The following is a 15,381-nucleotide window of genomic DNA, read 5'->3' on the forward strand; positions in this document are numbered from 1 at the left end:
AATGCGTTGAATATATAAGTGCTAAAACCAAAGCCAAATCATATTATCCGCTCTGAAATTTTCATATCAAGTGTTACAAGTTCTTGCCTTATTATCAATCTATTTTACGCATTTATTTCCCAATAATTTCTCTATGAATGCAATTTTGTTTACTTACCCATTCTTAGCCTTATTCATCATGATAAATAAGGCCCTATCGCTACTGAAAATAACCTTATTAGAAGTAACTGTAACAAGGTAAATCCTATTCACTAAGCAAGCGTTGCAAAAGATTCCCAAACTCCTTGCTGATCATTATTTAAAGTAGGAACATCGCCCAAACGTCGCCAAGGCATGTTACTACCATGAAAGTCACTACCAATAGATGCCGCAAGACCATGCTCAGCAATGCTACGGTCGACCATTCTGCGAGTACTAATTGGCTCACTAGTGGCTGGTAGTTCACAAGCATCTCCGCCAAGCTGCGCAAACTCTTCGATCAGTTTACGCACGCGTGTCGCTGATAGTTGATATCGCGTGGGATGTGCGAGCACCGCTTTGCCGCCGCAAGCATGAATCAGCTCGATACCATGCTGCATCGTTAACGCCTCGATTGCTACATAAGCAGGTTTATTATCTGCTAGGTACTTATCAAAGGCTTTTTGAACGGTTTTGACTTCACCGCGCTCAAACAATACCTGTCCAATATGGGCGCGCCCGACTGCTTGTGGGTTGCCGCCTGCTTTATCGAGCACTGCTTGCCATAGCTCATCATAATTAATATCTAATAACTCACTCAATTTTTCAGCGATACGCTGACCACGAGTGGCTCGACTGTCTTGCAGTTGCTGCAACGTTGCATGCATTTTTTCGCGATCAGTAAAGTCCAGTCCAAGTACGTGAATAATTTTATTGGTGGATTTGTTCTTTCCGTAACCACCGCTTAACGTATGTTCACAGCTGATTTCAACACCATTAATAATTTGCATATCGCAGGCACTGGCAGCGTCTCTTGCCTCATCAATCCCTGCCAGCGTGTCATGGTCAGTCAATGCCAATACATTGATACCCGCTGCATGGGCACACTGTATGACCTCGGTCGGTGCGTAGGTACCATCTGAACAAGTACTATGGCAATGTAAGTCAATTTTCATAAGCTGAGCCTTAAAGTGTTAAATAAAATAAAAGTAGAATAAAAATTAGGTAGCAGACAGTCATTGTTACGATTATGTGCGTTGTAGTTTGTCTTGACGATTCTGTAGATTTAGCAGTTGTCGGTGCTGTATTCGTGTTTATATTTGGCCAGTGGCATGATCATCAGCCGCAATAAGAAAGTATTACTCTGTAGGTTGCGTATATCGCATGATTATCGTGTTGATTGCTTTTTTTTGGTGCGGTAGACGTGTAAACTACCCCATACGTTTTTGTTGGATATACCCTTTGCTATGAAAGCATTATTAGACTTTATTCCCTTAATTGCCTTTTTTATCGCGGCGCGTTATAACGGTATTTTAGCAGCGGCAGGGGCTTTGCTAGTCGCCACTATTATCGTTTACGCCATTCATTTTATTCGTCAAAAAGGTAAGTTTGATAAGCAGCAATGGGTTGTCCTATTATTAACGATTTTATTCTGCGGCGGCACATTACTGCTGCGTGATGATATTTATTTGCGTTGGAAGTCGCCCATTATCAATGGTATTTTTGCATTGACGCTATTCATCAGTGCCGCTATTAATAAGCCATTGATGCAGCTTGCTATGAAAGAGGTATTTACCCTGACGCTTAGCGGCTGGAAAAAGCTGACCGTTGCTTGGGCATTGTTTTTTGCCCTAATGGCTGTACTACATTATATCACAGCGTTCACAATGTCAGATGAAGCATGGATCAACTTTAAGACCTATGGCTGGATTCCGATTATGCTGGTGTTTGTCGTGGCTCAGTTTGCCGTGTTGAAAAAGCATCTCAACCCTGCGCTGACGGACAAAGCCACTAAATAGTTTCTGTTGCCTTGTCATAGCAGCAATCACTTTGTCGCTATGATCTTTATACTAAGCTCATTACTACTTTTTTATTATTCACTAAGGAAGTCTCATGTCTTTATTTGCCATCATTGGTCATGACGTGGCTAATAGCAGTGCACAACGTCTGATCACTCGTACTGAACATATTGAACGCTTAAAAGCGCTACACCAAGAGGGACGCCTCGTTATCGCAGGTCCAACGCCTATCGAGCATGGAAAAAGTGATATGTCTGGCAGCTTAATCATTGCAGACTTTGACTCTATCGAAGCGGCTCAAGCATGGGCAAACGATGAGCCTTACTTACGTGATGGCGTGTATAGTCATGTCGATATCAAACCATTTATTCAAGCATTGCCAGCACCAACTGATAGCAACAATCAAGTAGCTGCATCGTGATTCAGAGAGTCTCTTTTTCACCTACCCGTTTCTACAAAAGTGCCCTGATTGGTCTTATGTTAGTGATAGCTGTTTCGGCGCAGGCTGCACCCACTGCGCCCATAACACCTGCTGTCGATGCAACCGATCCGACAGCAGTGCTGCCGTTGACTGGGCCAGTAGCGGCGCGCGCTTTACCAACGAAAAACTCAGCGCTAGATATCAATGATACCTTGGCGGCACAGTTGCAACCATCTACTAAAGCATTGTCAGCTGCCAATCAAGAACTGCTCAGCCGTAATGCACAGCTGCAGCGCCAAGTGAACGACTTGCAGACCCAAGTAAATGTCTTGGTTTACGAAAGTAAAGGACAATTGTTTCTATACGGTGCGTTTACCGTTTTGATCAGTCTATTAGTCGGTATTTTTGTCTCGTGGTTAGTATTTGTCCGTCGTGAGCGCTGGTAGTGTAAGCTTTGCTAGCACTGACTTGCATTACTCTACTTCGCTACGTCTAACCAAATGTCGATATCATTGATCCGTCACTGCTGACCGTTTAGCTACCGTTCCTGATATTCCTAAGAAGTGCCTCATGTCTACCGCTAATCATCAAAACTCTGAACACTTAAACGTTATCACGCCTGCCAAGATTGACTGGCAAACGGATGATACCGGCAATATGGTGCCAGTATCAGGTGAGTTTGGGGATGTGTATTTTTCTCATGCAGATGGTTTGGCAGAGACGCGTCACGTGTTTCTAGAGCACAATCAGTTACCAGAGCGTTTGGCACACCTTGCACCAAAGCAATGCTTTACGATTGCTGAGCTAGGCTTCGGAACTGGGCTTAATCTACTAGCGACGTGGCAATTGTGGCGACAATTACGTGAAACCAACCCACAGCTAGCAACGGCTCGTTTACACTTTATTACTACTGAAAAGTTCCCTATACCGCTAGCAGATCTGACGCAGATACTTGCGCTATGGGGTGAGCGTGCGCCTGAGCTAATGGCATTTATTAAGCCACTTTTGGCTGCATATCCGCCCCTAATTGCAGGCTGTCATCGTTTAAGTTTTTCTCATGATAACTTAACTGTCGATATGTGGCTTGGTGATGCAGCAGAAAGTCTAAGCAAACTGGTATTAGACCATTCTAACCAGCATACGCCTTGTATTGATGCTTGGTTTTTGGATGGTTTTGCGCCCTCTTGCAACAGTACGTTGTGGGCTGACAGTATCTTTGCACAAATGCAGCGCCTATCACGCCCTCATACGACTGCCGCTACTTACAGCTGTGCAGGTATCGCCAAGCGTGGACTAAGAGAGCATGGCTTTCAAATTAAGAAAGTCAGAGGTTTTGGTCGAAAGCGAGAAATGCTAACGGCCATTATGATCGATATAGAAAGTAGTGACCTTACTAGCGATAATAAAAGTTGTGATAATAAAAGCCACGATGCAAAGCAGAAAACAACTTACAGCACATTCGATAATACTGTCGTCATTGGTGCAGGTGTATCAGGGTTGCTCACAGCTTGGTCGCTTGCCAATCGTGGTATTACCGTCACCTTATTAGATAAATTAGCGCCCTTGGCAGGTGCATCAGGCAATCCTAGAGCGTTACTTGCGCCCAAAATGACGCCGATTCACCATGTTGACGAGCATCTGCATACTATAGGTTATCTCCATAGCAGCAGGCTATATCGAGACCTTAATCAAATAGCTGTACAGCTTAATACAGCACCGGTACTTGAACTGACTGGCGCCCTTGATTTACTCATAAAAGCCAATATCGGTACGGAACAAATTGCCGACTATCCTGACGAGATGGCGACCACCCTATCGCATGAGCAAGCACAGGTTACTAGTGGCCTAAAAGAGCAGAACTTATCAGAGAACTTGTACTTACCTCAGTCTGGTCTGGTCAACCCGCAAGCATTAAAAGACATCATACTGACTCATCCACTCATTCGCTTTCAGCAATTAGAAGTGAATAAAATCAACGAGATTGAGCAGCAGGTTCGTATCGAAGGTATTGATGGAAACCGTAATAATGTCACTGTGACTGCTGATAATATCGTCATTTGCGCGGCTTTTGAAAGTCATCAATTGGATCAGCGTATTTTTGATTGCCGTAAAATTCGTGGGCAGCTGTCTTGGTTTACGCCAACCCCTGAGCAGTACGCTAAGCTGCCTAAAATACCACTCAAATATAGTGGTTACTGTACGCCATTCACTGCCCAAGCAGATGACGGACAATTAAACGATTTTACAGAGTGCAGCCCTCAGTTTCTACTAGGGGCAAGCTTTATACGTAATGATACGGACACTGATATACGTGACGAGGAACATCAAATTAGTCGTGATAAGCTCATTACCGCCATTCCTGAAATGGCATCTGTCATTCCGGCAGATACGAGTCTATGGCAGGGACGAGCTGGCATTCGCACCCAAACGCCTGATTACCATCCTATCATTGGACAATTGGCAAACAGTCAGCGGATATGGACAATGAGTGCGATGGGCGCAAAGGGTTATGCATTAGCACCTATTTGTGCTGAAGCATTAGCAGATATGATGCTAGGGTCATTTGCACCACTGTCAGAGGCAATGCTCGCACGCCTATCACCCAATCGTACACGTTTACAGACGCCGCTTGTTTAATATTGTGGAAATTAGTTCTCGTGTAAATAACAACAATGCCCTCTACGGTTTATTCTGTCTTATGATATCTTAATTTGATGTCGACTCTAATAATGAGATATACCCTATGAGCTATTACCAAACCACTCTTACTCTACCCGCCTATGCGCGTGGCATTCATATCATCACTCCGAGGATTGAAGAAGCGATTTCTCAGCTGTTACCTCACTCTGCCAAGGTAGGGTTGGTTCATCTGTTTTTGCTGCATACGTCAGCCAGTCTTGCGATCAATGAAAATGCTGATCCAGATGTCCGACTAGATACAGAGGATTGGCTTAATAAAATCGCACCAGAAGATCAGCCAGAGTATCGCCATACCTTAGAAGGCTCAGACGACTTGCCAGCGCATCTCAAAAGCATGATGCTTGGGGTTAGTTTGACTATACCGCTTGTCGATGGTGAGTTAGGTCTAGGCATGTGGCAAGGTATTTACTTATGTGAGCATAGAAACCTGCAAGAATATGGCGGACAGCGCAAGCTGGTGATTACGGTAAATACGTAATAATATACTGTCAATAAATAGCAGGTTGACCCTTGCAAATTACCACATTTACGTAGAGCGCCATTAACGGATAAAGCTGATTATGAATACTTCTCTCTCAGAAAAACTAAACTTACGAAAATCTAAACTGCTTTATCGTACGGCTCCTGCTATTTTCTTCAGCCTGTTGCTACTGACTGCTTGTCAAAAAGATCCAGAACCTGAAGCAACTGATACAACTACAGCTGAAACCTCAACGCAAACCACGCCCGTAACGACCAATATCAACGTTGATGCAGCCGAAGATAGCAACGTAGATGATGCTCAAAATGTAGCGCAGACCGATACTGATTCAGAACGTGATATGAGCTTAACAGAGTTAGATAAAGATCTTGGTGATACTACGCTCACTGCAAATGCTAGCGCTGAAAAACCTAATCCAGAACAAGCTATCAAAGGCGCACAAATCACTGATGTCCGTTATAAAAGTGCAGCAGGTGAGAGTTTGTCCGTGGTCTTTGAGACGTCGGCAGCTGGTATGCTGAACGCGATCATTACTCGTCCCAACCAGCCAAAAACAACCTTAAGCGCACCCGAAGGCCAAGGCAATAATCCTACCTATCAATCAGCTGACGGTAGCATCCAACTCGTCAGTCATGCTGGTGGCGGCACTATCGACCTTATCCGAAACAATAAAGTCACTAGCTTTGATGCCGTTAGTGCTGAAGCAGAAGTCATCACTGAATAAAACCTGCTTCGCCTTCTGTTTTAATACCCTATTTAAAACCATAAAAAAGGCGGCAAACGTTATTGTCGTTGCCGCCTTTTTCGTTTCTGTGTATTGCTCTCTACTGAATTGTCTCTACTGAGCTATCTGATGAGTGATTGTATTCACCCAAACCCAGTCGATTGCCCAAAAAGTCCGACCAACCAACTTATCAATGTCCATATCCCCCAGCCGACAAATACAATGACTAGCAGTCCAAGAAAATCAGGGATATGCAGATATAACCAAGCAACGATTGGATTGCGCCAAAAAAACCCAAAACGGCTTTGCTTCTGCTTGTCTTCTAATGATTGGTGCAGAAACGGTCGATCCATATGCATGGTTTCGGTAATACCATACTCATGATGTAGATGCTCGTGCACGATACCCAGTGCCTTACGGCTAGGGCGAATAAAAATATCTAATAGCGTACCAATGCCAGGTACGATACCAACGACCATATCAATAAGTGCTAATCTAACCGCTGGCGTCATTTTATGAGCAGGCACACCTAACTGACGCCCTAATATAAATGCATAACTGGTCAACGCCAATCCTGCCAAATCTCCTGCGAGTGGAATGGTCGAAAGCGCCGCATCCGCACCCATTCCTTGCTTGGTAAAAGGCACTCGTACTAGTGAATCCATGGTGTTAGCAAATTTTGCCAGTTTACGCTCAGTTGCGATAACTTGCTCGCGAGTCAGCCCATTTTCGGCAAGTTTAGCTTGATAGTCTAAGACTGAGGCATTCGTATCAGACAGTTTCTTTGATTTGAATCTCGGTAATTTATCGAAATTATCCATTTAGCGTCGTCCATATGCAAGTAACTGCGATGAGCGCAAAGACATAGCGCCCTACCCAGATATTGGCCAAGAACGCCTGAAAGCAGGCCAAAGGGTTACGACTGGCACAAGCGCTGTTTTGTTTGGCAAACATCATCGCAACTAGCGCCAATCCAAATACTGGGGTTACGCCTAATGTGGTCGGGGCAAAGTAATGCCACATAACCGCGCCCATCGTCAGCAAAAATAGCATCTGTAATATTGAGATGATAATCACATCATAACGACCGAATAGTATCGCTGTTGATTTCACGCCAATCTTTAAATCATCCTCACGGTCAGCCATGGCGTACTGGGTATCGTAGGCCACTGTCCAACACATATAGGCTAAGAATAGCAGCCAACACCAAATATCGGGAGCACCTTGCACCGCCACATAGGACATCGGTATCGCCCATCCAAAAGCAGCTGCTAAAAATACTTGCGGCAAATGCGTATAACGTTTCATAAATGGATAAATAAATGCCAATACAACAGCACCAAGCGACCAGTAGAATACTGCTATAGGCAGAAAAAATAGCAGACTGGCGCTTAATAGCACCAGTACTAAGAATGCAGCGATGGCTTCTTTGCCAGATAAGCGTCCATCTGCTAACGGGCGGCCTTTAGTGCGAGTCACATGACCATCTACTTTGCGATCAGCAAAGTCGTTAATCGCACAACCAGCCGCTCGCATAAATATTGCACCAAGGGCAAATATCGCAAATACTTTGATACTTGGTAACGCTGCCGTCATTCCTTGCTGCTGCGCTTGACCCATTGCAGTGAGTAGTACGCCCCAAAGCGTTGGCCATAAGAGCAGCTCAATGCCGACTGGCTTATCAAAACGGGTTAGCTGGATGTAGGCTTGTAGCTTGTCTTTAAATGTCATGGCTTTTTATTATCATTGTTTGAATACTTTTTATGTGCGCTTATATACTTAGCTCAGAACAACTAAATTAATTTTTGAAGGGGCTGGTTACTGAGTTTTAATAGACTAATTACTAAGTTAATGGCCTGGCTACTGAATTTGTTGCCATAATTTATTCGCTTCGATCAGTGATAGCTCAGGATATTGCTTGCGCAAAGCTTTCAGCGCTGGGACTTTGTCTTTCTGTTTAGCTTGCTGACGTAAAAATGTCAGTTGCTCTTGTGGATTACTCAGTTCTTTTAACCGTGCCTCAAGCCGAAGAATTCGAGTACGCAGCATGATATTAATCAACAATAGAATTGCACCCATAACCCAAATGATTAACGCTGACATTCCTTGCTCCTAAAACCATTAATTCTGCACATATAAGCTGATTAATTGCGTACATTTATACTCGTACATTAGTTATCACAAACAGCATCTGTCAGACAAAATACCCATCAAAGCGTACGGCTTCATTATGCCAGCTTTCGCTAGCAGGCTCGTCAGCGAGCAGCGGTGCATACTGTGGACGCTTTACGACCACGCGACCTTGACCTTGCGTACTTTGTTTAACAACGACCTGCGCACTACTTAGCAGTTGTCGCTCTTCATCTAACGTTGGTGGGCGAGCCAATTGATGCAGTGCTTGCATATGCTTACCGACTTTTGCCCCTTTACCTGTCTTACTATCTTGATAGCTATCCTCTGGAAACATCGGATCCAAATAGACGACATCGACTGCCATAGCATCGTCTATTGCGGTGCTTGCTTCTAGATTCGCAAAATAACTGAGCGCATCAGCATTAATAATCTGTAGACGGCTCATGAGCTTTTGCCAATTGGGTAGCGCACTCATACGCTGCTGCTCTACAAGTAATAGCAATGCCATCAACGGCTGTTGCTCAAGCATAGTAACTTGGGCACCAGTACTGGCCAATATCAAACTATCATGCCCAAAGCCAGCAGTTGCATCAATAATGTGACTATCTGATGTGATTTTGGCCGCTTGTAATAGCAGCTCAGACTTACGGCCAGCACTCACTACACGGCGCTGCAACTTGTCCCACTCAGGTGCCACACTAAGCCCATCACTTAACCATGATAGCTTGTCTTTATCATCTAATAATAAAATAGGCTGAGTAGATGCTTGGCTCAACTGCTGACGGTGCTTTTGAGTTAATTTCTCTGTAGCGACTTTAATATCTAAGATAATTGGTAATGTATGCTCAGCTATCAATGACTGTAGACTCTCAACCTGTGCTTGCTGGCTGTCATTGACGTAGAATAACTGACAATGTACAACAACACCTGTCTCGTCATACGTTTGGGGCACATCGGTCATAACCATCATCCTATTTGCTGATTATTTTCACTATAAATTGCTGGCGTGTTAAATCATAACGCAAATCTAGCCAGCCATTTGATAACCAAAGCCCCAAGCGGCGACCAACACAATAACACCCGTGATAATGCGCAACCAAGCAAAAATAGTAAAGTCACGGCGACTTACCCATGCCACAAGTAAGCGGATACAGAGTAGCGCTACTACAAATGATACGATGGTTCCGATACCTAGCACCAGCCAGTCTTCACTGTTGGTTAATACGTCACCATGTTTGATCAAATCTAATAATGCCGCGCCTACAATGACAGGAATACCCAAAAAGAAAGAAAACTCAGCAGAAGCCTTACGTGATACACCTAACCACAGCGCGCCAATAATAGTGGCACCTGAGCGTGACGTCCCTGGTATAAGAGCTAAACATTGGAACAAACCAATCATCAACGCAGTTTTTATGCTGACATCTTCCGCTTCTTCTGCAATGACCGTTTTAGGACGCTTTTCCACGTAAAATATCAGTAGACCGCCGATGATGAGCATAATGGCAACGACGATAGGATTAAACAAATAAGCTTTGATTTCATCGGCAAAGGTAAAACCAACAATCATCACAGGAATAGTAGAGACAATCAGACTCAGTCCCAACTGTCTAGGATTGGTCATGCCCTCTGCTTTGCCAGTCAGTAAGCCCATCAGCGCTTGCCACAATCTACCCCAATAGTCATAAATCACTGCCAAAATAGCGCCAAGCTGCACAACAACAACAAATAAATCAACTTTTTCTTTAGTCCAGAAACCCATCACATCTGCTGATAAGATCAAATATCCCGTACTAGAGATGGGTAAAAATTCAGTGATACCTTCAACGATACCCATGATGACAGCTTGAACGAATAAAACTATATCCACAGTGACTTTCCTAGAAACAGACTGGCCTAAAAAAACTGGCCTAAAAACAGACCTATTGGCTGTCCTATATTAACGTTGATTTTATATTGGTATGCACTTGCTAAACACTAAAAAGCTAGCTGCTATCAATTGACGCTGCAAAAAGCATATTTATAAAGCTATGCTTTACCTTGCTCTTTAAGTGTTTTCCAAGCTTGATTACGTAGATATTTTGGCAATGCCTGTGATGCTTCCGTACCACCATCGTTTGCAAACTGAGCAATACCAAGCTGCCCAATGACAACCGCATCTGGCCAAACATCTTCATGGCAGTCTTGCTGATCATGTCGTGCCAATAGCGGCGCGCCATTACCAACGATAGGCAGGTTGAGCTCTGTTTGGCTATCATAATCTAATAGCTGCTCTGTACTATCGCCACCATCAGCCAAGACTGGCTGCATAATGCTATAACCTAATTGGTCGTCAGTTACCAACTCATACTGTCCAAAATAGACTTGCTGCATACGAGCATCAAGGGCACTGTATAGATGTGCTAGACCATACTTCTGATACGCGCATTGTGCGATTGCTTGCAGGCTTGAGACGCCAACACAAGGCAAATCATGCGCTACAGACAGAGCCTGTACCACTGCCGTATTAATGCGGATACCACTAAACGCACCCGGCCCGCGATTGAATATTAAAGCCTGTATATCAGCAAGACGTAACTGCGCCTCAGACAATGCAGCATCAATCATCGGTAAAATCTGTTGAGTCTGCTGACGCTTACCTGTTTCGGTATGGCTCGACAATACCTGTCCGCTCGAATCTAAAATCGCGATCGAACACTGATCGAACACGGTATCCATTGCTAAAAACATCACAACCTCGGCTTTTACTTTTGGCGTTCTAAATTGATTTATCAGATTTTACTATTTTTTTATAACGATCTATCATTCATGTCCTATAATAATCTAGACAGAGTGAAGCAGCGCCTATCATAGCATTTAGGGTACACGAATTTTATTAATTTCTATATTTTTCACACTTTATCCATCAGTGTTTATCTACAACTGATAACGATAAAAAGCCCCGAAGCTTCATTGGCTTCGGGGCTTTGCTCAAACTTCTTAAAAATAACTAGTTGTTATCTAAAAGCGGGTTTTGAACTTCTTTGGTGCTTGGTTTTGCATTTCTTGCATTTGCTTTTGCATCTCTTCGGTGCTTGGCATGTTGTTTGGATCCAGTCCCATCTGCTTGGCCATTTGTTCTGGATTCACGTCTTTAGCGCCACCTTGCTGACCGCCACCAAACAATGGACCGCCGCCACCGCCAGCACTACCGCCACCCATGAGGCCTTGCATAGACTTCATCATTTTACTGATGCCTTCAGGCTTTGAGATCATTTTCATCATCTTTGCCATCTGCTTGTGTTGCTTGAGCAAGCGGTTAACATCTTGAATCTCACGGCCTGAACCTGCAGCGATACGGCGCTTACGACTTGGATTAATCTTGTCAGGGTTTTTACGCTCAAATGGTGTCATTGAATTGATCAATGCTTCCATCTCACGTACTTTTTCTTCTGGCTTAGCATCTTCGACCGCTTTTTGCATGTCTGAGCCGCCCATACCAGGCATTTTGTCTAAAAATCCTGCCATACCGCCCATGCTCTTCATCTGCTGGAACTGGGTCAATAGATCTTCAAGGTCGAAGTCACCGCCCTTTTGCATCTTTTTCGCCATTTTTTCGGCTTTATCACGGTCAATTTTTTGCTCAACTTCTTCGACCAAACTCAGTACGTCGCCCATACCAAGGATACGCTGAGCGATACGCTCAGGGTGGAACAGCTCTAGCTCATCTAGTTTTTCACCGCGACCCAAGAACTTAATTGGCTTGCCAGTGATAGCGCGCACAGAAAGCGCCGCACCGCCGCGAGCATCACCGTCAGTCTTAGTTAAGATAACACCCGTCAATGGCAATGCATCATTAAAGGCTTTTGCGGTATTGGCGGCATCTTGACCCGTCATTGCATCGACGACGAATAGCGTCTCAGATGGGTTAACCGCAGCAGTTAGCGCCTTAATCTCATCCATCATGGTATCGTCGATATGTAGACGACCCGCGGTATCAATGATCAGAATATCTTGATATTGGATTTTGGCTTCTTCAATCGCACGCTTTGCGATATCAATTGGATTTTCATCTGTGCTTGAGTTCACAAACTTAGCATTCACTTGACCGGCTACTTGCTCAAGCTGTTTGATAGCCGCTGGACGATAAACGTCGGCAGAAACTAGCATCACTTTTTTCTTTTGACGCTCTTGTAAATATTTGGCCAACTTACCTGCTGTAGTCGTTTTACCTGCACCTTGCAAACCTGCTAGCAAATAGACAACAGGCGGTTTACCTGTCATCTCTAACTGCTGATTGGCACTGCCCATCATTTCGGTCAGCTCGTCGTGTACGATTTTGACAAAGGCTTGGCCTGGCGCCAACTCTTTTAGCACCTCAGCACCAAGCGCTTGTTCTTTGACGCGTTTTACAAAATCACGAGTGACAGGTAGTGCTACATCGGCTTCTAACAACGCCATACGCACTTCACGTAACGTGTCTTTGATATTGTCTTCGGTCAACTGCCCGGTACCGACGATGTTGCGTAGGCTCGACGATAAACGTTCTGTTAAGGTATCAAACATAAATAACTCTCAATTAAAATGGTTTTCAATTAAATAATACGCAATTAAAATAACTCTAAATCAAACCATTAAAATGGTTCATAAATAATATTAGGATACGCTATAAGATATTAGGATATTGCATGACAAGGGACATGATAAAAGAATTATATTATCAATACTATAGCATTAACATGATTCAAAACTTATAGTCGTTTCGCAAAGGACACAGCGCTTATAATTGTAGTCAACTTTTTATAGATGACATATTTTATGTTTTGCGCTATGCAGCACTACCGATCATTTATAAGTTATAAGCAAGATGGTGCTCAATTGGCACCCATTTTATGATAAATTGGACGATTATTCTAATCATTCTGATAATACCACTTTAGCGACACATTGAGCGGCAGTTTATGCTCAGTATAAGATGAGGCTTTTTATCTGTGCACTTTGCATTCTTATTTGCTAGCATGGCTTATGTCTTAGTCAGTATCCATATTGGTTGGGCGCTGGTTCAGGACAAACCTATCCACAAAAGCTTCAGTTTGGGCTTATTGCTGGTTGGCATGGCTGCACATGCGGCACTGCTATATCCATACGTTGTGACGCTGTATGGTTTGAATTTCAACTTATTCAATATAATCAGTCTGACCAGTTTATTTTTCTTATTCTTTTACCTGTTGTTCTGTTTATATCGCCCTATTCTTAGTCTTGGTATTTTGGCAGCACCCACTGCGTTGATAGGTATGACTATCGGTTATGTCGGCCGCGCCCCTTATCAACCACTAACGGATGTCAGTATCGGACTTGAAATCCATATCATATTATCATTAGCTGCCTATTGTGTGCTGTTGATGGCGGCGGTACAAGCGCTATTTCTACGTCTACAAATACGTGAGCTCAAGCATCATACCATTCACCGCTTTTGGGTCAATAAGCTACCCTCCCTGCAAAGTATGGAGAGTTTATTATTCGATATGCTCTTGGTTGGCTTTGTATTGCTCAGTATCGCACTGGGGATTGGATTTATATACGTAGAAGATTTGATGGCACAGCACATCGTACACAAGACTGTTTTTAGTTTGCTGTCGTGGTTATTATTTGGTGTACTACTATTTGGTAATTGGCGTGCAGGCTGGCGAGGCAAACGTGCGGCCAATATCACTATTTATGCCTTTATTCTATTAGCCATTGGCTTTGTTGGTAGCAAGTTCGTCTTAGAAATGCTCCTATAAAATATATGTTCAAAAAAGGCGGTCAGCAACACTAGTTACTGACCGCCTTTTTCTATTCTTAGCAGACTCACTACTCATTTTTCTTAGTTAAATACGACTGTCTTATTACCCGCCACAATCACACGGTTTTGCACATGCCAGTTTACGGCACGTGCTAATACGTTGCGTTCGATATCACGGCCGATAGCACGCAGCTCTGTTACCCCTTGGCGATGCGTCACACGGTGTACGTCTTGCTCGATGATAGGCCCTTGATCAAGCTCTGCTGTGACATAGTGCGCAGTTGCACCGATAAGCTTAACACCTTTATCATAAGCCTGACGATAAGGATCTGCGCCCACAAATGCCGGTAAGAATGAATGATGGATATTAATAATCTGCATTGGCCAACGTTTGACAAAATCTGATGACAATATTTGCATATAGCGCGCCAATACCAGCAAGTCGTTACCTGCCATCAGCTTATGGATTTGCTCTTCTGCCTCTACTTTATTATCCTTGGTCACTGGCACATGATGAAAAGTAATGCCAAAATTTTGTACTGCTTGCTTTAAATCAGGATGGTTGCTGACCACGCAAGTAATCTCGCAATCGAGCAGTCCACGCTGATGTCGCCATAATAAATCTAACAACGCATGATCAAACTTAGATACCAAAATACCGACTTTGGTCTTCGTTGCATTATTATGTAGACGCCAATCCATATCGTGTCGCTTAGCAACCGTATGCGCAAAGCTGGCCTCAAAATTCTCGATAATATCGCTCAATCCTGCCAAAGCAAACTCTAAACGCATGAAATATTGACCGCCTTCATGCGCCGTTGAATACTGGTCAAGCGTAATGATATTAGCGCCATAACGATGAATAAACTCAGAGACTGCTTGTACGATACCTGCCTGATCTTTGCATTTGATGAGCAACGTGGCTGTATCAATAGCGCTAGGAATCTGTTTGCTCTGAGAAGCTATGGTCGATAATGAAACCGTTTTAGTGTTGTCTGACATAATTCGCCCAATATAAAAATGATGACTTATCGCTGAAAAATTGCTGACAGCGTAGTAAACCAGTTATTTTAATCTTTTTTGCGGTGCTTTGCTGAGCGAGTTGGTTGTTTTTGGTTATTTAGGATGATTTAGTTGTTTAGAAGAATAAAGCAAAAACCCCTGACATGTGGTCAGAGGTTT

Annotated in this window: 16 protein-coding genes; 7 read left to right on the forward strand and 9 right to left on the reverse strand. The window is 43.6% G+C overall.

Annotated features, from left to right (window positions below):
* Positions 1 to 251 precede the first annotated feature (251 nt).
* Positions 252 to 1,133, reverse strand: coding sequence for a PHP domain-containing protein (locus IEE84_RS10430; protein ID WP_191114130.1), 882 nt, complete (start codon positions 1,131 to 1,133; stop codon positions 252 to 254).
* 291 nt (positions 1,134 to 1,424) lie between these two features.
* Between IEE84_RS10430 and ispZ the strand changes: the two genes are divergently transcribed.
* The 6 genes from ispZ (at position 1,425) to IEE84_RS10460 (ending at position 6,302) form a co-directional block, all read left to right on the forward strand.
* Positions 1,425 to 1,976, forward strand: a complete 552-nt coding sequence (gene ispZ / locus IEE84_RS10435; protein WP_191114131.1) for a septation protein IspZ — start codon at positions 1,425 to 1,427, stop codon at positions 1,974 to 1,976.
* A 94-nt stretch (positions 1,977 to 2,070) separates the two neighbouring features.
* Positions 2,071 to 2,397 (forward strand): YciI family protein, encoded by a 327-nt coding sequence (locus tag IEE84_RS10440; protein ID WP_191114132.1) that lies wholly within the window; start codon positions 2,071 to 2,073, stop codon positions 2,395 to 2,397.
* A 56-nt stretch (positions 2,398 to 2,453) separates the two neighbouring features.
* Complete coding sequence (locus tag IEE84_RS10445; RefSeq protein ID WP_224737771.1) at positions 2,454 to 2,843, forward strand: SH3 domain-containing protein; 390 nt, start codon at positions 2,454 to 2,456, stop codon at positions 2,841 to 2,843.
* A 124-nt stretch (positions 2,844 to 2,967) separates the two neighbouring features.
* Positions 2,968 to 5,034 (forward strand): FAD-dependent 5-carboxymethylaminomethyl-2-thiouridine(34) oxidoreductase MnmC1, encoded by a 2,067-nt coding sequence (gene mnmC1 / locus IEE84_RS10450; RefSeq protein ID WP_191114134.1) that lies wholly within the window; start codon positions 2,968 to 2,970, stop codon positions 5,032 to 5,034.
* A gap of 106 nt (positions 5,035 to 5,140) precedes the next feature.
* On the forward strand, positions 5,141 to 5,575 hold the full coding sequence (locus IEE84_RS10455) for a secondary thiamine-phosphate synthase enzyme YjbQ (RefSeq protein ID WP_191114135.1): 435 nt from the start codon (positions 5,141 to 5,143) through the stop codon (positions 5,573 to 5,575).
* Between the two features lie 82 nt (positions 5,576 to 5,657).
* On the forward strand, positions 5,658 to 6,302 hold the full coding sequence (locus IEE84_RS10460; RefSeq protein ID WP_191114136.1) for a hypothetical protein: 645 nt from the start codon (positions 5,658 to 5,660) through the stop codon (positions 6,300 to 6,302).
* A gap of 143 nt (positions 6,303 to 6,445) precedes the next feature.
* On the opposite strand, the gene IEE84_RS10465 is transcribed toward IEE84_RS10460, so the two are convergent.
* The 7 genes from IEE84_RS10465 to ffh form a co-directional block, all read right to left on the reverse strand.
* Positions 6,446 to 7,123, reverse strand: coding sequence for a DUF4112 domain-containing protein (locus IEE84_RS10465; protein WP_191114137.1), 678 nt, complete (start codon positions 7,121 to 7,123; stop codon positions 6,446 to 6,448).
* Positions 7,116 to 8,033, reverse strand: a complete 918-nt coding sequence (gene ubiA / locus IEE84_RS10470; RefSeq protein ID WP_191114138.1) for a 4-hydroxybenzoate octaprenyltransferase — start codon at positions 8,031 to 8,033, stop codon at positions 7,116 to 7,118. Before ubiA ends, IEE84_RS10465 begins: the two co-directional genes overlap by 8 nt.
* 129 nt (positions 8,034 to 8,162) lie before the next feature.
* Positions 8,163 to 8,405 carry a hypothetical protein gene (locus IEE84_RS10475; protein WP_191114139.1) on the reverse strand — a complete coding sequence of 81 codons (243 nt, stop codon included), beginning with the start codon at positions 8,403 to 8,405 and terminating at the stop codon, positions 8,163 to 8,165.
* 91 nt (positions 8,406 to 8,496) lie between these two features.
* On the reverse strand, positions 8,497 to 9,396 hold the full coding sequence (locus tag IEE84_RS10480; RefSeq protein WP_191114140.1) for a class I SAM-dependent methyltransferase: 900 nt from the start codon (positions 9,394 to 9,396) through the stop codon (positions 8,497 to 8,499).
* A gap of 66 nt (positions 9,397 to 9,462) precedes the next feature.
* Positions 9,463 to 10,305, reverse strand: coding sequence for an undecaprenyl-diphosphate phosphatase (locus IEE84_RS10485; RefSeq protein ID WP_191114141.1), 843 nt, complete (start codon positions 10,303 to 10,305; stop codon positions 9,463 to 9,465).
* Positions 10,306 to 10,463: 158 nt separating this feature from the next.
* On the reverse strand, positions 10,464 to 11,165 hold the full coding sequence (gene tsaB / locus IEE84_RS10490) for a tRNA (adenosine(37)-N6)-threonylcarbamoyltransferase complex dimerization subunit type 1 TsaB (RefSeq protein WP_191115464.1): 702 nt from the start codon (positions 11,163 to 11,165) through the stop codon (positions 10,464 to 10,466).
* A gap of 270 nt (positions 11,166 to 11,435) precedes the next feature.
* Entirely contained in the window at positions 11,436 to 12,980 is a 1,545-nt protein-coding gene (ffh, locus tag IEE84_RS10495; RefSeq protein WP_057761369.1) for a signal recognition particle protein, read from the reverse strand.
* Positions 12,981 to 13,432: 452 nt separating this feature from the next.
* Here ffh and IEE84_RS10500 point away from each other — a divergent pair, with 452 nt between their 5' ends.
* Positions 13,433 to 14,197: a cytochrome C assembly family protein gene (locus IEE84_RS10500; protein ID WP_191115465.1), complete on the forward strand. Its 765-nt coding sequence runs from the start codon at positions 13,433 to 13,435 to the stop codon at positions 14,195 to 14,197.
* A gap of 83 nt (positions 14,198 to 14,280) precedes the next feature.
* On the opposite strand, the gene purU is transcribed toward IEE84_RS10500, so the two are convergent.
* Entirely contained in the window at positions 14,281 to 15,201 is a 921-nt protein-coding gene (gene purU / locus IEE84_RS10505; RefSeq protein WP_224737772.1) for a formyltetrahydrofolate deformylase, read from the reverse strand.
* Positions 15,202 to 15,381: the final 180 nt, after the last annotated feature.

It is taken from the genome of Psychrobacter sp. 28M-43 (assembly GCF_014770435.1).
In the GTDB taxonomy this organism is placed as follows: Bacteria; Pseudomonadota; Gammaproteobacteria; order Pseudomonadales; family Moraxellaceae; genus Psychrobacter.